This is a genomic window from Neiella litorisoli, assembly GCF_014773395.1.
Lineage (GTDB): Bacteria > Pseudomonadota > Gammaproteobacteria > Enterobacterales > Neiellaceae > Neiella > Neiella litorisoli.
On record NZ_JACXAF010000020.1, the window covers coordinates 22,356 to 44,174 of the forward strand.

Sequence of the window (21,819 nt, forward strand, 5' to 3'; positions counted from 1 at the left end):
GATCGAACCGCATCACACAGAACACTGAGGAACCGCCAATGCAAGTGGCTCAAGATAAAGTCGTTGTCATTCACTATTCAGTTCATGCCCAAGATACGCTGCTGGATTCGTCATTGGATGGCGAACCATTGCGAATCATTTGCGGCCATCAGCAACTGATTGAAGGACTGGAGGCAGCACTGATTGGCCATGTCGCGGGCGACACATTCAGCGTTGAAGTAGAAGCGGCTAAAGCATATGGCCAGCGCCATGAAAACCTCATGCAAGCGGTACCGCTGGAGATGTTTGGCGATGTTGAAGTGAAGCCGGGTATGCAGTTTCGTGCAACCACTGACGACGGCGAGCAATCGGTCATCGTGCTTGATATCACTGATGATGAAGTGATCGTCGATGGCAACCACCCGCTTGCAGGCATGGATTTGACCTTTGACGTTGAAGTACTCGAAGTTCGCGACGCCACTGCCGAAGAATTAAGTCATGGTCACGTACATAGCCACGGCAGCTGCGGCAATCACAAAGATTCTGATGATTCTGGCTGCTGCGGCAACTGCCACTAAGCTTCCGCAAAGCAAATAGCCCGCTGACAAGGCGGGCTTTTTAGTGCCGATTTATCGCTCCCGCAAAGCATTTTCCCGCGCTCGGGTAATGGGCTTCATCAGATAATCGAGCACCGACTTCTTGCCGGTCATAATATCCACCGATGTCATCATGCCGGTAATAATCGGCAGAGGCTGCTGCTCTTGACCGAGATAACTTTGCTCTGTCTCCACCCGAACGAGATAATAGCTAATGCCTTCTTCATCAACCATGGTATCAGGGCTGACGTGAACGACCTTGCCCGCCAAGCCACCATAAATCGCGAAATCGTACGCAGTGAACTTGACCATGGCATCTAAGCCATTGCGAATAAAGGCAATATCTTCAGGTTTAATTCGCGCCTCGACCAACAGGCGACCGTCCATCGGGACAATTTCGACCAAATTCATGCCCGGCTGAACAACACCACCAACGGTATTAATATTGAGCGTCTGAATGGTGCCGTTGACCGGAGAGCGCACCAAGGTTCGCACCACTTTATCTTGCAATCCGACTCGGCTTTCCTGCAACTGGCGCAGCTCGGCTTCGGTTTTACTCAGCTCTCGCAGCGATTCAGAACGGAATTTCGATGCCAGTTCCTGGCGCTTTTCCAGCGATTCATTCATCGCTTTCTGAGCTTTTGGAATAGCCAAGCGCGCGGCGTCCATATCGCCTTTGAGGTTGTTTTCTTCACGCAGTTTCTGCAAAAACTCGATTTGCGAAACCACGCCCTCTTCGACCAACGGTCGCATTAATGCCACTTCCTGCTGCGACAGCTGATAGCTTAACTTCAGGCTTTCTAACTTCCCTTCTAGCGCCAGCAAGTCACTTTCAGATTGAGCGTACTGTTCGTCCAGCACTTCCAGCGCACTGACCATGCCGTTGAGACGCCCCGCCAACACGACCTTCTCGCGCGCGACCAGCTCTGGTAGTTCGGTTGCCAGCTCGCTCAGATGCTGATCGGTCAGCGGAGTCGCTGCACTGGTACCAAGCGAACCATCGGCAATGACCGCTGCCGAAGCAATCTCATCTTTGAGCCGAGCAATCACCACCCGATTATTGTCATAGGCTTGGTTTTTTTCACGAAAGTTGGCGCGAAACTGGGTATCGTCGAGTCGCAACAAGGGCTCGCCAGCAGTGACCGCTTGCCCTTCGGTAATAAAAATTTCCGCGACAATACCGCCCTCGAGATTCTGAATAACCTGCAGATGCTGAGATGGAATGACTTTGCCGGTACCAACAGCCACCTCATCAATTTCAGCGAGTGCCGCCCAGATAATTGCAACGAACACAAATGCAACAATCGCCCACAGCATTTGCCGCGCACCAGTTGGTGTCGCTAATAACGCAGCGGCAGCACGATCTGGCATCATATCAAGTGATTCGGAACAAACGGGCTGCTTACTCATGATTCTCTATCCACTTGCAGTCGGCCAGAGCGTAACGCTTCTTGCACGGCTTGTTTCGGTCCATCGGCAACAATGCGGCCTTGCTCGATGACGATCAGGCGATCCACTAAAGCCAACATCGAGGCTTTGTGGGTAATCAAAATCAAGGTCTTATCGCTCAGCAGCTGTTGCAGTTTTGCTTTCAATCGCACTTCACTGGTGTTGTCCATTGAAGCGGTCGGCTCATCGAGCACCAATATCGGCGGATCGAGCAACAATGCCCGAGCAAGACTGACCGCTTGGCGTTGGCCGCCCGATAAATTGCTACCGCGCTCGGCGATCCGCATATCGAGTCCTTGCGGATGGCGGGCGGCAAATTCATCCACGCCCGATAATTCAGCGGCGCGCAACACTTGCTCGTCGGAGATCCAAGGTACCCCCAAGGTTAAGTTTTCCCGTAGCGTGCCGTAAAACATGGTGACATCTTGTGGCACCACGCCCATCACATGACGAATATGGTTGGGGCTTAGCTGACGGCTATCGACATCATCCAGCAATAAACTGCCCTGTTGCGGCTCGTACATGGCGGTAATGAGTTTACCCAAGGTCGATTTACCCGAGCCGATACGACCAATAATGCCGACCTTTTCGCCCGCTTTAATGGATAGATTGACGCCAGTTAAGGCCGGATTTTGCTGCTCTGGATAAGCAAAGCTGACATCTTTCAAATCGATATTGCCAGCCAGTGTTTCGCGATAGAGAAAGCGTTTGTCTTCTGGCCGCTCAACGGGCAATGACATAATCTCGTTGAGCATGGTAAAAGCCGAGCGACTTTGATTATATCGTGTGGCCAGCTGAGCAACTTGTGCCATCGGCTGTAACGCCCTGCCTGAGAGCATGACACAAGCAATCAAGCCGCCCATCGACAAGTCACCCACAGTGATTTGATAGACCCCAGCAATAATCAAAAATACCGTGGTCAACTGCACGCATAAGGTGGCGACTCCCGATACCGATGCTGCGTGACGACGGCTTTCCGCGCTCCACTGGGCAATATGGCCATTGGCCTGCTCCCAGCGGTGCTGCATCTGACCTTCGGCGCCAGTCAGTTTGATTGTTTCAAGCCCAGATAAAGCCTCTACTAAGGTGGCATTTTTTAAGCTCGACATCCGGCCCGATTCATCAACGGCCTGCCGCATCGGCTTTTGAATCCAACTGCTGTAACCAATGATCACCAATGCCATGACCAGCGGCACCGCGACCATCCAGCCGCCCAGATAAGCCACAATCAAGAAGAACAGTAAGGTGAAAGGCACATCAATGACCGCAGTAATGGTTGCCGAAGTGACAAAGTCTCGAATTGAATCAAAATCTTGCAAGTGTCTGGCAAAGGCACCAACAGAAGCTGGCCGCTGCGCTAACTTCACCCCCATCACACGCTCTAGGATCCGAGCGGAGATGAGGATTTCGGACTTCTTGCCCGCCACGTCGATAAAATGCGATCGCATCAAACGCAGCACGAAATCGAAGATAAACACCAGACACACGCCGATGGCCAAGACCCACAAGGTATCTACGGCATGATTTGGCACCACCCGATCATAAACATTCATGACAAACAACGGGCTTGCCAAGGCAAACAAGCTAATCAGAAATGAGGCAATTAATACGTCGCGGTAGATCCGCCAATTATCTTTGAGAGTGCCCCAAAACCAATGTTCGGATTGATGTTCAAGTGACTGCGGCGTGCGCTCATCAAACTTAACTTGGGGTTTAACAAACAGTGCGTAGCCGGTGAATAGCTCAGCCAATTCAGTGACCGACATGAGCACTTCACCCTCGCCGCTTTCGAGCATGACCAACGCCGCCTCATCGCCGCTGATCTTGCTCAAAATAGCCGCTTTGCCCTGTTTCAGCATTAAAACGGCCGGGAGTAGCTGCGGTTGAATATCGCCGAGCGCCACCTTCAGTAGGCGGGCCGATAAATTTGCGCGCTTCGCAGCACGGATAAACAGCTCTGGCGTTAACCGATTATCTGGTAGCGGCAAACCGGCAACCAGCTCATCCCGCGCAACAGGATTACCATGCCACTTCGATAAATAAGTCAGCGCATCAAGTAAGGGATCGAGAAATGCTTTTTCCTGATCTTTTATTTTCCAGCCCTGTTGATCTGGGTCTGACATGACTCTTCCTTTGAATAGTTTCACAAGCTGACGACTCGGCGCGGTTGGAATACCAATTAGCAGTTGCCGATGCCCTCAGTTACCGTCATTATGATTTACAAAATGTGAACAGAATGAAAGCTTTGCAGACATGTTTTTTGTGAGCCGCAACACCTCCGGTGATATTGTCGCCATTGCCCGTGAACAAAACGAGCAGTTTTCCGAGGCCATCAGTAGCGACAGCCCAGAGCTACTGACTTTTCTCAAGCAGCACGGTGACGGTGCTGACGTCATCTCTTTGCTACAAAGCTCTGATACACCGTTAATTCGGGTGCTGGAAGACTTGATTCAATTGCTAATCAAGAAAAACATGATTCAATTCACCGAGCTACCAACCGCAGCACAACAAAAACTGCTGGAGCGAAAAGAGATCCGAACACGCCTGAGTGATCTCAGTACCGACAGCACCCTGATCGCTAGCGCGGAAGACGATCCACTGATTTAGCGCTCATCACGATTATTAATGTAGCCTTGGAACCCTTGAATACCGCAACTTTGTAGCGCCGCAAGTTGCGCCTCTTGCTCAACTGCAGTGGCATACACGGGAATATCCAGATTTCGCGCCGTATTCACCACGCCAGCAACTAGGGTCAAGTTTTGTTCATCCACTTGTCGGCATAAGGCGGCTGCCAGTTTCAGATAGTCAGGGCGGATCTCTTTGAGGTATTTCAGATCGGCCGCATCAAACCCAGTACCAACGCCAATATTATCAACACCATAGCGATAGCCCAACGAGCGCAGCACAGCAACAAAACTCTGCACCGCAACATAGTCGCGGCTCATATAAACCTCGGCCAATTCAATCACTAAATTGCTCCGCTCAGCGGTGGGAACTTCCGCCAAAGCCTGCAAAAAATGAGTGTCACGAATCGATGAGAGCGACACATTGACAACCTGAGGCGTATCAAACGGCGCTTGCTGTTGCAGCATGGCCAATACCGCTCGGTCCAAATCACAGCCTAAATCGAATTGCTCGAGCACCGGCACAAAAATAGCGGCATTCAGAGGAGTGCCATTCTCATCTTTAATCCCGGCATAGACTTCCTGATGAAGCGGCGGGCCGTTCAGCTCAGCAACCAGCGGTTGTTTGCGCAGTTGTAGCTCTTGCTGCACGATTCGCTGGCGCAGCAAGCTCACCCATTGCTGACCAGAACGAAGTGGTTGCTCTTCGGTATTGCTGCGCCACAACCAAGGATTTTGTCCTTGTTGCTCAGCATCACGCAAAGCCTGATCGAGACGGGTGAACACATCGGTGACGCTGTCATCTGCGGCCACCGGCACTCCAGCTAAGGCACAGGATGACGGCAGTGGCGCAATCCCCTGCTGGTGAAGCTGATCCATATGATGAGCCACTTTAGCCAGCGGCTCTGACAAGTCTTGTTCGGGCAATACCGGAATCAAAACCGCGAAGTCAGTCTCCGACAGGCGACCAATCATCACTTGTTGGTCAGAAAATACCTGCCGTAGCGATTCGACCGACTGCTGCAGCAAATCTAACCATTGCTTGTAGCCGTAATGCTTGCGGATCTTGTCACGATCATGCAGCGATAAGATCACCACAGCTTGCGGCTGTTGATCCGACATCCGCGATTGTAATTCATTGATCAAATGACGGCGGTTCGCCACTTGAGTTTCAGGATCTTGTTGCAGCCGAGTCTTCATGGTGAGCAATTGGGCGGCATTGGCTTTGAATTGCTCGCTTAAAATCCCCGTCAAATGGTTAAGCGCTTTGACCACTTGGCGCAATTCTCGGGTTCGTGGCAGAGGAATGCGGTAACCAAACTCACGCTGCTCAATGGCATTGACCTGACTTTCAATTTGCGCCAATGGACGTTTAATGACAATTCTCAGTACCAACATCATTAACAAACTGACAAACGCGAATAATGAGCCATAAAAGGTTAGCAAGTGCATACTTAGGCGCCAAAGCTGCGCTTGAACAAAGCCCGGGTGCGCTTCTATTCGAATGGATGCCACTTCAGTCCAGCCATTGGTGATCGGCGCCTCGGCAACGACTGGCGCAATCTCAAATAGATTAGTAAACCAAGCAGGAACGCCTGCTGGTTGTGCTTGATTGTCTTTTCTAAGGATTTCGTCATTGGCGAAGACTGTCACTTCAATGCTGCGAAAAAACGAGCCATCAAAAGCCGCTAACATAGTCGATTCAGCAAACGCACGATCATAAGGCTGTAACACCGGCGCTAAACGCATGCCGAGCGAAGTGAGCGCATTCTCGGTCGACACCTGCTGTTGTAACCTAAGTGATTCGGAGCTGTTTTTAATATTCAACATCAGCACTGCCGACAGTGATACCACAGTCAGTAGTAACAAAAGCAATAACACTTGGCGATATAAGGTCATGGTAAATCCTTTGATTCGGACTGATGTTGAAATTCGGATTGACGTTCACGGAGGTCGCGCCACAGGCTCAGGCGGTTCGATTCTCCGACTAACTTGCCATCGCCTCGTGCCTTGGCGAGCCACAAGTAATCGGCATTAAAACTGTAGATAGGGATTAAATCGCCACGTTCAGTTGCAGGTTTGATGGCGGGATCAATATTGTCTAAAACCAGTGGGATAGCACCACGCTTGCGGTAGTAAGTCAGCACCATATGATGCTGATTATAAGCAACTGCTTTTACATACATCAGCCGCAGCTTACTGGCGTCAAACCCCATTTCTAACAAGGTGTAGTACTTGGCAATGGTGAAGTCTTCACAATCACCAGCCGCTCTGCCAATAAACTCAACAGGGGTTGCCCAGTAGTCTTCTTGCTTCCAGACCACATCATCGTTAGCAAACAAAAAGCCATTGAAGTAGTCATTAACTTGCTTCAATTGGGTCAATTCATCGGCATCAACATGGGCCAGAACAAGCGCCTGCCACTGCCTACCGCGCTCTGCGGCATCGTCACCATAGCGCTGCTGAAGCGCTTGGATCATTTTATTGAAATCAAGCTGAGGGGAGGCCCACAGCAACCACGACAACAAGATCGCGCCGAGCCAGCCCCACCAGGCTCGCATCAGCATAACCTCCAACACGTTGTCGTGGCTGCCATTGGAATTCCTTATTGGCCGTCGTTGGTGATCGCCGTCCGTTTACTGGCGTTCATTTCAACCATGATCCGGCGATTAGCTGCGGCATCATCGGCGTTCTGCTCAGGAGAAACGGCAGGACGTGTTTCACCATAGCCAAGCGCACTGATGCGCTGCTCAGCAACTTGATAACGCTCAATCAGCAGTTGCTTGACGGCATCGGCGCGACGTTCCGATAGCTTTTGGTTATAGGTTGCAGAGCCAACCAGAGAAGTGTGGCCTTCAATGACGATATCTAACTGCGGGTGTTGCGCCATAAATTCGGCGATCTCAGCCACATTGTTGTAAGAGCGAGCGGGCACCGTGGCGTCATCGTGGGCAAACAGAATAGTCACTTGCTTCACGATCGCCTGCTCATAGAAACGGGTACAACCTTGAGCATCAACACTATGGCCAAGCGGCGTATCAGGGCACTTATCGAGGTTGTTATTGACGCCATCACGATCATCGTCGGCGGCCGTCGTTGCGGCACCTTGTTGGCCAAAGAAATAGAGTAAGCCGATGCTAGCAACAAAATCTGTCGAACTCTCATCGAATCCGTACAAGCCCTGCACCTCACCAGTTAATGCCCAATTGTCGGTGAAGTAGTAACGAGCACCTACCCCGATGTGAGCGCCGGCCTGCTCATCACTATCGAAATCTTCATAGTGGGGGCCTGCAAACACATAGTTGTAGTCTTCGTTGAAAAAATACAAGGCATCGAGGGCATACCACCAAGCTGACTCGTCATCACTGATGTCCTCGACATCCAGCTCCGAGTAATCGGCACGAAAACGAAGTTCCCAATGGTCATTGGAGAATGGCTGGATACCAAATTGGCCACCGAACATCGGGCCTCGTTGCAGCGATGCGCCAGACTCATGCTGATGGGCAGAATCCATCTCAGCATGGCCTATCTGGCCACCGACGTAATAACGATAACCTTCGTCAGCTTGAACAGATGTAGAATTTAAAACAGCCGAAATCGACAAGGCCACAATACTTAGTAGCTTGGCGGGTTTGCTCATGTTGTGTCAGTCCTTTATTTTTTTGTTAGCGCAATGATTGATTGAGGCTACCAATCACTTCCAAGACTCGGGCTTTCGCTTGCTCATACTCGGTTTGGGCATCAACAAATTGATTGCGAGCACCGAACAATTCGTTTTCTGAATCGAGCAGGTCCAGCAGAGTTCTTTTGCCGAGATTAAACTCTTTTTTATAGGCATCACGGGTCTTTTCTGATGCCGTGACGTAGCGTTGCAAGAAGACTTGTTGCTTACCAAGCATTTCATATGCTGCCCAGGCTAAGCTAACTCGCTGGTTCGCTTCGCGGTGCGCATTCATGTTGATTGCCCGTGCTTGCTCAACGACATAGGCCGATGCTTTTTGGTTGGCCTTATCGGAGCCGCCGCGGAACAGGTTCCAGCGAACTTGCAGCATGGCGCCGTAGTTGGTGTCTGAACCATCCGTGCCTTCGAGTTCATCGCCGTAATCGCCAAATAACACTAAATCGAGCTCAGGATAATTACTTGATTTACTATATTGGTAACGACTTTCAGCTTCTTCGATATCGGCCTTTGCCGCTAGCAACACCGGGTTGTGCTTGCCTACCAAAGCTTGTGCCTCGGCCTTATTCTGTGGCAGCCAGCTTTCTTTAAAGCTAAAAGGCTGTAAATCCTGCTTGGCGCTCTCGCCAATAATCTGAATATAAGCGGATTCGGCATCGAGCAAATTATTCTGCGCCGCGATGACATTCGATTCTGCATTATTCAGGCGACTTTCGATTTGAGATTTGTCGGCAATCGTTCCAACACCACGATCAACGCGACTACTGATTTGCTTGTAGATGCGCTTGTGATTGTCGAGGTTTTCTAATGCCAGCTGATATTGAGTGCGATAGCGTTGCACATCTAAATAGACGCGAGTAGCAGCCAACGCAATGGACTCTGACATAGCACTTAACTCGTGCTCTCGCGCTAGGGTAAATGCTTCGGTTCTATCAATATCATTGCGCGTTGCAAAGCCATCGAACAACATTTGCCGCGCTTCAAAACCAACTCGGCCGTTATTCCAAGTTTCATCATCGGTGCCATTAGCCCGAGTCGACGGGTTGTCAACGACTTGGAATCCCCAATCTGCGGTTACATCAACTGACGGCAAATAACCACCCTCGGCCTGACGAACCGTTTGTTCACCTTCTCGAACTTTGCGCTCGCTTTGAACAATTTGCGGATGGGTCTCAACCGCAAGACGCACTGCTTGTGGCAAAGTCTGCGCCACCACTGTTTGGCTCAAAGCTGCGATTAGCAGCGTACCCACCGCGCTACAACGGGCAAGTTTCATTGAAAACTCCCAAATTCCCAAAAAGTTAACTTACAGATCTAGGTCTACTTTAATTTCTTCTGGCGCTTTGATTTCGCCTTGCGGCGAACCATCGCCGCTGTTACCAACCTGATTGCCATCTCCGCCAGGCAGTAAATCGTCCAACTCGTTGGGCTGCTCAAGCAATTCATTAAATAGTGATGCCCGAACCTGTGGCTCAACGCCGGTTTGCCCAACAATAGTCACCGTGACTTCGGCAGAATGCTCATTACCATTGCCATCGGTGATGGTATAGGTGAAGGTATCCGTTGCTGTTTCGCCAGCATCAAGATCATCAAACGCATCAGCCGGATCATAGCTAACTTTTCCTGTCGCCGGATCAAACGACACATTACCTTTGGTCGCGCCGCTGCTACTTGTCGCTGCAACCGAAACAATCGCAAGATTATCGCCATCGGGATCGGTGTCGTTGGCAAGAAGCGTATCCGAAGCAATGGTTAGTACATCATTTTCGCCAGTGATTAGATCGCCTTTGTAAACATCAGCCTCAAAGCTCTGCAAATAGTAGTCCGAAGAATCAGAGCCATCATTAAGGAGACGGTTTGAATAATCCACGGCTTCAAATCTGACTTCATCAAACAAAATACCATTTGTGTTAATAGTCTCAGAGCCATAGTGTTTATTACTTGAAAACGTATCTTCGGCAACGACTTTACCATCGCGCAAAGCAATCCATTTACCCGTTTCCACATAGTTTTGGCTGTTGTCTTGAGGATACAGGTTGGTATACCTGAAGCTGGCTTCAGTTGTTAATCCATCTAGCTTGATGACTATCGCCTCAGATGTGCCAGCCTCACTGCTATCTGCATAGTTTGAGCTTCGATGTTGCAGCTGGCCTTCATTGCCACTTTCCCCATAAGTATCACCCTCAGTTTGAACCCCAAGTGAAGCGCCACTGAAATATGCTGTTGCAGAGACTCCTTCGATACCAGATTCAACACTGACAATCCCTTCTCGAACAGCAGCTTTCCAACTTGTTGCGGTCGACCATCCTAAAGCAACCGTCTCCACTACTGCATCAGTGTCGGCATTCGCAGTTGGTGCAGATCCTGAAACCAATTGCACCGTTGCAGAATCACTCCCCTCGGCTGATTCGTTACCCGCTTGATCGGTGACGGTCGCGACCACTTCAATGGTCTCGCCATCGGCAGGCGCAGCGTATTCAAAGTCAATTGAGCCCGCATCAATCTGGGTTTGGCTCAAGACAATTGGCGTCTGACCGGTGACGTTTAAGGTATCACCAGCGACGGCTTCGGCTGGCAGGGTCACCGTCACTCCGACGGTGCCGTTGAGTTCGCTATTACTGATAGTGCCATCGTTATTGGTGTCTTCTGTGATGGTCACGGTTGGCGCACCGGTCGCGGTGGTATCGCCAATCACGGCTGAGTCACTACCCTCAGCCGATTCGTTACCCGCTTGATCGGTAACCGTCGCCACCACTTCAATGGTCTCGCCATCGGCAGGCGCAGCGTATTCAAAGTCAATTGAGCCCGCATCAATCTGGGTTTGGCTCAAGACAATTGGCGTCTGACCGGTGACGTTTAAGGTATCACCAGCGACGGCTTCGGCTGGCAGGGTCACCGTCACTCCGACGGTGCCGTTGAGTTCGCTATTACTGATAGTGCCATCGTTATTGGTGTCTTCTGTGATGGTCACGGTTGGCGCACCGGTCGCAGTGGTATCGCCAATCACGGCTGAGTCACTACCCTCAGCCGATTCGTTACCCGCTTGATCGGTAACCGTCGCCACCACTTCAATGGTTTCGCCATCGGCAGGCGCAGCGTATTCAAAATCAATCGAGCCTGCATCAATTTGGGTTTGGCTCAAGACAATTGGCGTCTGACCGGTGACGTTTAAAGTATCTCCGACAACGGCCCCGCTTGGTAGCGAGACGGTCACACCGACAGTACCGTTTAGCTCGCTATTACTGATAGTGCCATCGTTATTGGTATCTTCCGTGATGGTCACGGTTGGCGCAACGGTCGCAGTGGTATCGCCAATCACGGCTGAGTCACTACCCTCAGCCGATTCGTTACCGGCTTGATCGGTAACCGTCGCCACCACTTCAATGGTTTCGCCATCGGCAGGCGCAGCGTATTCAAAATCAATCGAGCCGGCATCAATCTGGGTTTGGCTTAAGACGATTGGCGTCTGACCGGTGACGTTTAAAGTATCACCGGCAACGGCCCCGCTTGGTAGCGAGACGGTCACACCGACAGTACCGTTTAACTCGGTGTTGCTGATGGTGCCATCGTTATTGGCGTCTTCAGTGATGGTGACTGTTGGTGCACCAGTGGCGGTGGTATCACCAATGACCGCTGAATCACTGCCCTCAGCTGATTCGTTACCCGCTTGATCGGTAATGGTTGCCACCACTTCAATGGTCTCGCCATCGGCTGGCGCGGCATATTCAAAATCAATCGAGCCTGCATCAATTTGGGTTTGCGACAGCACGATTGGCGTCTGACCGGTGACGTTTAAGGTATCGCCGGCAACGGCCTCAGCTGGCAGTGCCACGGTGACACCGACAGTACCGTTTAACTCGGCGTTGCTGATGGTGCCATCGTTATTGGTGTCTTCGGTGATGGTCACGGTTGGCGCACCCGTTGCGGTGGTATCGCCAATCACGGCTGAATCACTGCCCTCGGCTGATTCATTACCGACTTGATCGGTAATGGTCGCGACCACTTCAATGCTCTCGCCATCGGCAGGCGCGGCGTATTCAAAATCAATCGAGCCCGCATCGATCTGAGCTTGGCTCAAAATAATCGCATCTTGACCGGTGACGTTTAAGGTATCACCGGCAACGGCCCCGCTTGGTAGAGCTACCGTCACACCGACAGTACCGTTTAACTCCGCATTGCTAATGGTGCCGTCGTTATTGGTGTCTTCCGTGATGGTGACTGTTGGCGCACCAGTGGCAGTGGTATCGCCAATCACCGCTGAATCAATGCCCTCAGCTGATTCATTACCGGCTTGATCGGTAATGGTTGCCACCACTTCAATGGTTTCGCCATCGGCTGGCGCGGCGTATTCAAAATCAATCGAGCCGGCATCAATTTGGGTCTGGCTTAAGACAATTGGCGTCTGACCGGTGACGTTTAAGGTATCACCTGCAACAGCTTCAGCTGGCAGGGTCACCGTCACTCCGACAGTACCGTTTAATTCGGCATTGCTGATGGTACCATCGTTGTTGGTGTCTTCGGTGATGGTCACGGTTGGCGCACCGGTCGCTGTGGTATCACCAATCACGGCAGAGTCCGAGCCCTCAGCCGATTCATTCCCGGCTTGGTCGGTAACAGTCGCCACCACTTCAATGGTCTCGCCATCGGCTGGAGCGGCATATTCAAAATCAATCGAGCCGGCATCAATTTGGGTTTGCGACAGCACGATTGGCGTCTGACCGGTGACGTTTAAAGTATCGCCGGCAACGGCATCGCTTGGTAGAGTCACCGTCACTCCGACGGTACCGTTTAGCTCGCTATTACTGATGGTGCCATCGTTGTTGGTGTCTTCTGTGATGGTCACGGTTGGCGCACCGGTCGCAGTGGTATCGCCAATCACGGCAGAGTCAGAGCCCTCGGCTGATTCGTTACCCGCTTGGTCGGTAACAGTTGCCACCACTTCAATGGTTTCGCCATCCGCTGGGGCAGCGTATTCAAAGTCGATGGAGCCCGCATCAATTTGGGTTTGGCTCAAGACAATTGGATCTTGACCGGTCACATTCAGGGTGTCGCCCGCAACCGCATCACCTGGCAGCGCGACGGTGACACCGACAGTACCATTGAGCTCGGTATTGCTGATGGTGCCATCGTTATTGGTGTCTTCAGTGATCGTGACTGTTGGCGCACGTGTCGCAGTGGTATCTCCAATCACGGCTGCATCACTGCCCTCCGCTGATTCGTTACCCGCTTGGTCGGTGACGGTCGCGACTACTTCAATGGTCTCGCCATCGGCTGGCGCGGCGTATTCAAAATCAATCGAGCCAGCATCAATCTGAGTCTGGCTCAAAACAATCGCATTTTGGCCGGTGACATTGAGGGTATCGCCCGCAACCGCGTCACTTGGCAGCGAGACGGTCACACCGACAGTACCGTTTAACTCGGTGTTGCTAATGGTGCCGTCATTGTTGGTGTCTTCAGTGATAGTCACGGTTGGCGCGCTTGGTGGCGTGGTATCCGCCGGCGGCTCACCATCATCCAATGCCATTTGCGCAGCATCCGAGCCCTCGGCCGATTCGTTACCCGCTTGATCGGTGACGGTCGCCACCACTTCAATGGTCTCGCCATCGGCAGGCGCGGCGTATTCAAAATCAATCGAGCCCGCATCGATCTGAGCTTGGCTCAAAACAATCGCATCTTGGCCGGTAACATTGAGGGTGTCACCCGCAACCGCATCACCCGGCAGCGCGACGGTGACACCGACGGTGCCGTTGAGTTCGCTGCTGCTGATGGTGCCATCATTGTTGGTGTCTTCTGTGATAGTCACGGTTGGCGCGCTTGGTGGCGTGGTATCCACTGGCGGCTCACCATCATCCAATGCCATTTGTGCAGAATCTGAGCCCTCGGCCGATTCGTTACCGGCTTGATCGGTAATAGTCGCCACCACTTCAATGGTTTCGCCATCCGCTGGGGCGGCGTATTCAAAATCAATCGAGCCTGTATCAATTTGGGTTTGCGACAGCACAATTGGATCTTGACCCGTGACGTTTAAGGTATCGCCGGCAACGGCATCGCCTGGTAGAGCTACCGTCACATCGACAGAGCCATTGAGCTCAGTATTGCTAATGGTGCCATCGTTATTGGCGTCTTCAGTGATGGTCACGGTTGGTGCACCCGTTGCGGTGGTATCACCAATCACGGCAGAGTCCGAGCCCTCGGCCGATTTGTTACCGGCTTGATCGGTAATAGTCGCGACCACTTCAATGGTTTCGCCATCGGCAGGCGCGGCGTATTCAAAATCAATCGAGCCCGCATCAATTTGGGTTTGGCTTAAGACGATTGGATCTTGACCGGTCACATTCAGGGTGTCACCCGCAACCGCATCACTTGGCAATGCTACCGTCACACCCACAGTACCGTTTAACTCGGCGTTGCTGATGGTGCCATCGTTGTTGGTATCTTCAGTGATGGTCACGGTTGGCGCACCGGTCGCAGTGGTATCGCCAATCACAGCAGAGTCCGAGCCCTCGACCGATTCGTTACCGGCTTGGTCGGTAACAGTTGCCACCACTTCAATGGTCTCGCCATCGGCAGGCGCGGCGTATTCAAAGTCAATTGAGCCCGCATCAATCTGGGTCTGGCTTAAGACTATTGGAGCTTGACCGGTCACATTGAGGGTATCACCCGCAACCGCGTCACCCGGCAGCGCGACGGTGACACCGACGGTGCCGTTGAGTTCGCTGCTGCTGATGGTACCATCATTGTTGGTGTCTTCAGTGATGGTAACTGTTGGTGCGCCCGTCGCAGTGGTATCACCAATGACCGCGGAATCACTACCTTCGGCTGATTCGTTACCCGCTTGATCGGTAACCGTCGCAACCACTTCAATGGTTTCGCCATCGGCTGGCGCGGCGTATTCAAAGTCAATGGAGCCCGCATCAATCTGGGTTTGGCTTAAGACAATTGGATCTTGACCGGTCACATTCAGGGTGTCGCCCGCAACCGCATCACCTGGCAGCGCGACGGTGACACCGACAGTACCATTGAGCTCGGTATTGCTGATGGTACCGTCATTGTTGGTGTCTTCGGTGATGGTCACGGTTGGCGCACCGGTCGCAGTGGTATCGCCAATGACCGCTGAATCACTGCCCTCCGCTGATTCGTTACCCGCTTGGTCGGTGACGGTCGCGACTACTTCAATGGTCTCGCCATCGGCTGGGGCGGCATATTCAAAATCAATCGAGCCAGCATCGATCTGAGCTTGGCTCAAAACAATCGCATCTTGGCCGGTGACATTGAGGGTGTCACCCGCAACGGCATCACCTGATAGCGCAACAGTCACGCCGACGGTACCGTTTAATTCGGCATTGCTAATCGTGCCATCGTTATTGGTGTCTTCAGTGATGGTGACCGTTGGCGCGCTTGGTGGCGTGGTATCCACCGGCGGCTCACCATCATCCAATGCCATTTGCGCAGAATCAGAGCCCTCGGCCGATTCGTTACCGGCTTGGTCGGTAATAGTCGCCCCCACTTCAATGGTTTCGCCATCGGCAGGCGCAGCGTATTCAAAATCAATCGAGCCCGCATCAATTTGAGTTTGGCTTAAGACGATTGGCGTTTGCCCGGTGACGTTTAAGGTATCACCGGCCACAGCGTCCCCCGGTAGCGCAACAGTCACACCGACAGTACCGTTTAATTCGGCATTGCTAATCGTGCCATCGTTGTTGGTATCTTCAGTGATGGTCACTGTTGGCGCACTTGGTGGCGTGGTATCCACTGGCGGCTCACCATCATCCAATGCCAATTGTGCAGAGTCCGAACCCTCGGCCGAGTCATTGGCCGAGCGCTCAGTGACAGTTACCGATGCAGAGACACTAATGGTTTCTCCATTTGCCGGCACCGGAAATTCGAATTCAACAATGCCTGCATCAATTTGCGCTTGTGTCAAAACGATGGGATCTTGATCGGTGACGTTCAGTACATCGCCCGCCAGAGCATTGCCCGGTAATTCAACACGGACGCCTACGGTGCCAGACAATTCACTGCTATCAATTTGGCCATCGTCATTGATGTCTTCGGTAATAGTCACCACCGGCGCATCAATGGTCGGGATCAGTTCGAAGCCAGTTGTATCGGTTGCAGTATTGCCTTGCCCATCAACGCCTGAAATGGTCGCGGTATAGGTACCATCTGCCAATTCAGCATCATCTGGCACAGTAAATTGCCAGCTACCATCGGCATTTGGCGTGACACTGAAGATCTGGCCGTTAATGTCTAGGGTTAAATCGCCACTCGTGTTGGCACTAGTGCCACTTAGCGTCGGCGTAGAGTCATCGCCGCTGACCGGTTCAATTGTCACCACAGGCAATAGATCGTAGGTCGCAGCGGCACTATCACTTGCAGGGGTGCCATCGGCGCCTTGTCCAGTCACTGTTGCGGTGAGTTCACCTTCGGCTAAGTCCGCAATGCCACTGACTGCTAACGAAAACGTACCGTCGGCCGCAACAATGCCATCAGCCGATAAGGTTGCGCCGGTTGCATCAGTGATCAGTAGTGTCACGGTGCTGCCTACTGCAATATCGGTGACCGAACCTGCAACAACTAAAGTTGCATCATCATCACCACCTGCTCCGTCTTGGTTAACGTAAGTTAAATCGGCGTCAGTTATCGTTAGCGTTGGTGCTTCGTCTTCAACGATTAAGCCATTATCGAAACTCAACGCTTGCACCGTTACTGGTGGGTCAATCGAAGTGTCCAAACCTCTGTTTACATCTTGTTCTTGAGCAGTACGGTCAACATTGGCAGGAGCATTCAAACCACCACCAGCATTCACACCGGCAGCAGCAGCTGGTAAATCGGCAGTCGGATCGGCACCATCAAGCAGTGCTTGTTGAATGGCTTCAATATCATCAAGGCCATCGTTTTGCTCGGCGATTAAATTGGATAAATCGGAAGGTTGGCCGTCATCGGCAGTTTGTAGCGAAGCGTCAGAGTCAGTCGAGGGCGGAACAATCGCATTGATCGGCTGTAATACGGGCCCAACTAGGGATGTTACTTGGCCATCTGCCGATTGAACTTCGACCGATGCTCCTTTCGCAATCAGTAACACTGCATCTGCGGGAATTGGCTGCCCTGCGACAAGCGCGACCTCTTCACCACTGGCCAGCTGAACACTGACATCACCTTGAATTTTGTTAACAACGAGAGACTGTTGCGATTCGTTTGCCGATAGATACTCGTTCACTTCACTATCTCCTGACTTCAACCACTCAAACAACGACTACTGGCACAGGCACGCCCTACAGCAGACTTGGAATGAGCCCAATGTATCGACTTTACTGCATTCGGGGAGCAAAGTTAAAAGAATCTTGTCACAAGTCATTTACACTTGTGATCAATGTTTCATCAATGATTCGCTACTGGTGCTGAAATACCATGGTCATCAGGGGCGGGCATGGGACTGAAAGAAATGACTGAGCTGCTCTTGCAATACGTTGAGGCGGACCGGTTTTTCAATGAAGCCGTTCATTCCTGCTTGTTCAACCTGACTACCACGATCGCCATAACTGCAGCCGGTTAATGCCAAAATAGGCACCGCCAGTCCGCGCTCCCGCAGCCGACGGCTAACTTCTTCGCCATTCATGTCGGGCATTTCCAAGTCCATCAACACTAAATCGACATCATCGAGGTGCTCACACGACAAGGCTTGAATACCGCTCTCAACAACACTGGTCTGAAACCCGAGATTGACCAACATCAACTGCGTGATCATCTGGCTTGACTCACAATCGTCAACCAACAACACATGAGGCGCACTATTGGTTTCAGCTGTTGCCGTTTGGGTCGACTCCACTTCAATACGTTGCGCTCGGCTCGACACTTGCTGGATCTGCTGACTGAGTTGCCGGTCTTGATATTTGCGCAAGGAAATATTTTTGGCGGTACCGCGATACCCAAGAAAGACACCTTGTTCCGAGAAGAACGCTTCGCCGTTGATTCGAACCCACAAAGGACTGCGTTTTGGTAAAGCGAGTTCAAATTCGAAATCACTAATCGGCTGACGTTCCTGAAACGTGCGGGTTACAGCAAACCATTTATTGAGCTTTTGACTTTCCGCTTCAGTACGCACTTCCATGATGGTGCGGCCAAACAAATTCTTGCCTAAGTCAGGTAATTCATCGCCCTGTAACTTGGAGGTATATGAGAATCGAAACGCCGCATCGACCTCCCAAAACCAATCTGATGATGAGCGAGCAAAAGAAGACAGACGTTTTTGCGATTCCCTTAACTCAGCCGTTCGTTTGGCAACGACATCGCGAAGCTTTAAATCAAATTCTAAATTCTGCAACCGTTGTTCGACCATGGGTTTCAAGCGTCGAATCGATTCGCGTTGATGAGGACTAAAGACCTTTTCCTGCTGATGCAGCAGCACCACTAGGCAATTCCCCGTTTGGCTTTCGAGGCCAAACAATAATGCCGAGCCAGCAAGGTTGGTAATGGCCGGTTCTTGTTCTGAGAATTCTGCCACTTGTAAAGGGCGGAACAAGGCGGTCACTTCGCCACCCGCTACCCGTTCGAACAGATCACCAGTTCGCCACACCGAAGTGGCCAACAAATTGTTTGAAGCATAACTCGGCACCCACAATGAAGCGCCATGCTTGGCTCGCTCAAGCACGACGGTTTCCTGATGGCCGACAATGACTTGCAACCCTTGAATTAAACTTTCGATGACTTCCAGTCGACTCTGAGCGGAGCCGATAATTTGAATGATATCGAGCAACACCGCCGCATCCATTTCGCGCTGTTGCACTTGCTCGTTGTTGCGCAGCAAATCCAACAGTTTTTCTTGTAATCGCTCATTATCGATATCAGAAAACATAGCTAATCTCCCGCGGTGTAAAACACCAAGGCTGCAATCATCAGGTTGCCATGAATATTCTTAGACTCAAGCAAAGGGCCCTGCTCGCCATAGGTAAATAAAGTGATAAATGGCGTGTCACTGCCAAGCTCACCAGCCATCGAACGGTGAACCTCGTCTAAATCACTTGCCACCACCTGCTTACAGCAGGCGCAATAAACCACCAACGCACCAGCGGCCTGGCCGCCCAAGCGCCCTTCTGGCGTCATTTGCTTGGCGCTGGCCAGCACTCGTTTGCTGCGCCCGCGCAAACTTTGCTCGGTGCCTCGCATCAAGTAAATCGGTTCACCCGTGCTAAACGTTGCCAGGAACTCAATGCTTTGATCAATCACTTGAACAGGCAACGCCAGCGAGAACACGGGCATATTTTGATGCTCACCAATCACTCGACCCACGGGAATTTGAGTCCAGCACTGCTGTTCGATGGCTTGTTGAATCGGCAAGCCAACGGCATGTTGATAAACTTGCAGGGCCGGTCGCCCGTCAATTTCCTGAACGAGCCGGCCTTCGGCTTTGGTCACCGTGCCAAGCGGTTTTTCCATCGCGCAGCCAGAATGGAACGAATAGCCAATTCGGCCCGACGGGAACAATACTGCCAATGCCAGCCCTGCCGATGAGCTTTGGCTGGCGCCAAACACGCTAAATGCGCCATTGCCCAAGTTGGGCGCCGCCGCGCCACCGATTACCGGCACCGATCCGCCAAGCTCTTGCTCTAACGCGGCTAAGATCTGTTCTTCATGTCCCGGCGTCGAGTGCATCCAAATTAGCGCAGGTAGCTCTCCGCAACGATTTGCGGCATTCAATGCATCATCCAATGCCTGTTTCGCCACTTGTTCGGGATCGCTGTTGGTAAAAGTTTGCAGTGCCACACCGTAGCTACCGTTGGGGTCATTTAACAGCCATGCGGCAAAGCTCGCACCAGATTCAGCCACACAGTGACCTTGATCAGACAGTACGCCACCAAAACTACTGCAACCAACAATCGTCGCTTCCGGGTAGTGCTGCTGCAGCAGCTCCGCGCAGCGATTAAAATGCTCTGCAGGCGAGCCGGCAATCACGATAAAATCGGCTGCTTCGTCAGCGAGTAAGGTCACCACTTCTGTCACTGCCAAATGAGCCACTGAGAGGGCGCTTTGAGCGGTCTTAATATGCATGCGATTCCGTTGCATTACAGTCAATTCCATTAATTCAATAAACTTCTGAGGACAATAAGAGTATTGCGATAAAGGCGCTGCAAGGGAGCCAAATCAACGGCACTGTGGGGACAGTCTTTTAGTTGTTGATCCAGCATACTGGCTTGCTGTGCGAGAGCGTCAGCACCAATCGCAGCGGCACTGCTCTTGAGGGTATGGCAATAATGTTGAATTTGTTCGGTCTGAATGTGCTCGAGTAGCTCAATGGCAGCCTCGCCTTCGCGGACGAATGTCGCGATCACTACCGGCAGCATATCGGCACCGACTTGCAGTTTGAGGTGTTCGATGGTGGTTCTGTTCAGCAATTGCGGTTGCGCATCCATTGCAGCAATTTAATCCTCGTCATAGCTAACCTGCCAGATACTACCGCGATTTTTCGGGTGAAGGGAGGCTTAACACAACGTAAACACCACAATCTTGAAAAAAAATTGGCTTTAGAGCATTGGTTGTATCAATCCGTACCAGTTAGTTCTTGAAAATTCATCAACGGAACCACATGTTACAAGCTGAGACACATTACCCACATAGTGAATAGATTCCATGCAAGCTGCCAATATCGTTGATATTAACGTCCAGAACTTCCAACAAGTTATTTTAGAGGGCTCCCAGCAACAGCCTGTTGTGATCGAATTCTGGGCTGAAGGCCATGAACCTTGCGTTGAAGTCGCAGCCAGTCTTCACAAAATTGCCTTGGAATATGCCGATCATTTTACCCTAGCCCGGATCAACTGCGCGGTAGAGCAACAAATTGCCATGCAGTTTGGGGTTCAAGCGTTGCCCACCGTTGCGGTATTTAAAGATGGTCAGGGCGTTGATGGCTTAGTCGGGCCACAACCCGAAGCGGCGCTGCGTGAAATGATTGAAAAATTCCTGCCCAAGGAACACGAAACCCTATTGGGTCAGGCTCGCCAATTGCTTGGCATGGGTCAATTCAACGAAGCCTTACCACTGCTTGCCAGAGCGCATGAGCTGGCACCTGAAATTGCCGAAATCAAATTGGCGCTTGCCGATGCAAGTATTCAGGCAGGGCGTCTCGACTTAGCCTCTGACTTGCTCAACAGCATTGGCTTGGCTGATCAAAACAGTGATTACCAAGCATTGTGCTCTGCGCTAGAGATCAAGCAGCAAGCAGCCGACTCTCCGGAAATCCGCACCTTGTTTGAACAGGTCGAGCAGCAGCCCGATAACCACGAACTCAAGCTACAGCTGGCGGCTCAACTGAACGAAGTGGGTCGAGCGGAAGAAGGCTTGGAGCTTCTATTTAATGTCCTGAAAAAGGATTTAAACGCGCTTGATGGTGCTCTGAAAAAGGGCTTTATGGATTTGTTGGCAGCGCAACCTGCCGGCGACGCCAGCGCCGCTAGCTATCGGCGCAAACTCTACAGCTTGTTGTATTAAGCCTACT

Annotated in this window: 13 protein-coding genes; 3 read left to right on the forward strand and 10 right to left on the reverse strand. The window is 51.7% G+C overall.

Annotation, left to right across the window (positions count from 1 at the left end; translation table 11 throughout):
• The first annotated feature begins 38 nt into the window (after nt 1-38).
• The gene (locus IC617_RS14310; RefSeq protein WP_191145673.1) at nt 39-557 is read left to right on the forward strand and encodes an FKBP-type peptidyl-prolyl cis-trans isomerase; all 519 of its coding nucleotides are present in this window, start codon (nt 39-41) and stop codon (nt 555-557) included.
• A gap of 51 nt (nt 558-608) precedes the next feature.
• Here IC617_RS14310 and IC617_RS14315 read toward each other — a convergent pair whose 3' ends face one another.
• Together IC617_RS14315 and IC617_RS14320 are read right to left on the reverse strand one after the other, a co-directional pair.
• Nucleotides 609-1,985: an HlyD family type I secretion periplasmic adaptor subunit gene (locus IC617_RS14315; protein ID WP_191145674.1), complete on the reverse strand. Its 1,377-nt coding sequence runs from the start codon at nt 1,983-1,985 to the stop codon at nt 609-611.
• Nucleotides 1,982-4,147, reverse strand: a complete 2,166-nt coding sequence (locus IC617_RS14320) for a type I secretion system permease/ATPase (protein ID WP_191145675.1) — start codon at nt 4,145-4,147, stop codon at nt 1,982-1,984. Before IC617_RS14320 ends, IC617_RS14315 begins: the two co-directional genes overlap by 4 nt.
• A 130-nt stretch (nt 4,148-4,277) precedes the next feature.
• Between IC617_RS14320 and IC617_RS14325 the strand changes: the two genes are divergently transcribed.
• Nucleotides 4,278-4,631: a tryptophan synthase subunit beta like protein gene (locus IC617_RS14325; RefSeq protein WP_191145676.1), complete on the forward strand. Its 354-nt coding sequence runs from the start codon at nt 4,278-4,280 to the stop codon at nt 4,629-4,631.
• Here IC617_RS14325 and IC617_RS14330 read toward each other — a convergent pair.
• From IC617_RS14330 to IC617_RS14365, 8 genes are all read right to left on the reverse strand, one after another.
• On the reverse strand, nt 4,628-6,547 hold the full coding sequence (locus tag IC617_RS14330; RefSeq protein WP_191145677.1) for a bifunctional diguanylate cyclase/phosphodiesterase: 1,920 nt from the start codon (nt 6,545-6,547) through the stop codon (nt 4,628-4,630). The genes IC617_RS14325 and IC617_RS14330 overlap by 4 nt on opposite strands.
• A complete protein-coding gene (locus IC617_RS14335; protein WP_224746029.1) occupies nt 6,544-7,209 on the reverse strand; it encodes a transglutaminase-like cysteine peptidase in 666 nt (221 codons plus the stop codon). The genes IC617_RS14330 and IC617_RS14335 overlap by 4 nt, the downstream gene beginning before the upstream one ends.
• Before the next feature lie 44 nt (nt 7,210-7,253).
• Nucleotides 7,254-8,288 carry an OmpA family protein gene (locus IC617_RS14340; RefSeq protein WP_191145679.1) on the reverse strand — a complete coding sequence of 345 codons (1,035 nt, stop codon included), beginning with the start codon at nt 8,286-8,288 and terminating at the stop codon, nt 7,254-7,256.
• Between the two features lie 25 nt (nt 8,289-8,313).
• On the reverse strand, nt 8,314-9,603 hold the full coding sequence (locus IC617_RS14345; protein ID WP_191145680.1) for a TolC family outer membrane protein: 1,290 nt from the start codon (nt 9,601-9,603) through the stop codon (nt 8,314-8,316).
• A 30-nt stretch (nt 9,604-9,633) separates the two neighbouring features.
• On the reverse strand, nt 9,634-17,547 hold the full coding sequence (locus IC617_RS14350) for an Ig-like domain-containing protein (RefSeq protein ID WP_191145681.1): 7,914 nt from the start codon (nt 17,545-17,547) through the stop codon (nt 9,634-9,636).
• Between the two features lie 198 nt (nt 17,548-17,745).
• Nucleotides 17,746-19,182: a response regulator gene (locus IC617_RS14355; RefSeq protein ID WP_191145682.1), complete on the reverse strand. Its 1,437-nt coding sequence runs from the start codon at nt 19,180-19,182 to the stop codon at nt 17,746-17,748.
• A gap of 2 nt (nt 19,183-19,184) precedes the next feature.
• Nucleotides 19,185-20,390: an FIST signal transduction protein gene (locus IC617_RS14360; RefSeq protein WP_191145683.1), complete on the reverse strand. Its 1,206-nt coding sequence runs from the start codon at nt 20,388-20,390 to the stop codon at nt 19,185-19,187.
• 14 nt (nt 20,391-20,404) lie between these two features.
• Nucleotides 20,405-20,737 carry an Hpt domain-containing protein gene (locus tag IC617_RS14365; protein WP_191145684.1) on the reverse strand — a complete coding sequence of 111 codons (333 nt, stop codon included), beginning with the start codon at nt 20,735-20,737 and terminating at the stop codon, nt 20,405-20,407.
• Between the two features lie 217 nt (nt 20,738-20,954).
• Here IC617_RS14365 and IC617_RS14370 point away from each other — a divergent pair, with 217 nt between their 5' ends.
• A complete protein-coding gene (locus IC617_RS14370) occupies nt 20,955-21,812 on the forward strand; it encodes a thioredoxin family protein (protein ID WP_191145685.1) in 858 nt (285 codons plus the stop codon).
• Nucleotides 21,813-21,819: the final 7 nt, after the last annotated feature.

What these genes read in the sequence shown, in the direction of transcription:
- IC617_RS14310 (WP_191145673.1), top strand. Translation starts at nt 39, where the DNA reads ATGCAAGTGGCTCAAGATAAAGTCGTTGTCATTCACTATTCAGTTCAT.
- IC617_RS14315 (WP_191145674.1), bottom strand. Translation starts at nt 1,985, where the DNA reads ATGAGTAAGCAGCCCGTTTGTTCCGAATCACTTGATATGATGCCAGAT.
- IC617_RS14320 (WP_191145675.1), bottom strand. Translation starts at nt 4,147, where the DNA reads ATGTCAGACCCAGATCAACAGGGCTGGAAAATAAAAGATCAGGAAAAA.
- IC617_RS14325 (WP_191145676.1), top strand. Translation starts at nt 4,278, where the DNA reads ATGTTTTTTGTGAGCCGCAACACCTCCGGTGATATTGTCGCCATTGCC.
- IC617_RS14330 (WP_191145677.1), bottom strand. Translation starts at nt 6,547, where the DNA reads ATGACCTTATATCGCCAAGTGTTATTGCTTTTGTTACTACTGACTGTG.
- IC617_RS14335 (WP_224746029.1), bottom strand. Translation starts at nt 7,209, where the DNA reads ATGCGAGCCTGGTGGGGCTGGCTCGGCGCGATCTTGTTGTCGTGGTTG.
- IC617_RS14340 (WP_191145679.1), bottom strand. Translation starts at nt 8,288, where the DNA reads ATGAGCAAACCCGCCAAGCTACTAAGTATTGTGGCCTTGTCGATTTCG.
- IC617_RS14345 (WP_191145680.1), bottom strand. Translation starts at nt 9,603, where the DNA reads ATGAAACTTGCCCGTTGTAGCGCGGTGGGTACGCTGCTAATCGCAGCT.
- IC617_RS14355 (WP_191145682.1), bottom strand. Translation starts at nt 19,182, where the DNA reads ATGTTTTCTGATATCGATAATGAGCGATTACAAGAAAAACTGTTGGAT.
- IC617_RS14360 (WP_191145683.1), bottom strand. Translation starts at nt 20,390, where the DNA reads ATGCAACGGAATCGCATGCATATTAAGACCGCTCAAAGCGCCCTCTCA.
- IC617_RS14365 (WP_191145684.1), bottom strand. Translation starts at nt 20,737, where the DNA reads ATGGATGCGCAACCGCAATTGCTGAACAGAACCACCATCGAACACCTC.
- IC617_RS14370 (WP_191145685.1), top strand. Translation starts at nt 20,955, where the DNA reads ATGCAAGCTGCCAATATCGTTGATATTAACGTCCAGAACTTCCAACAA.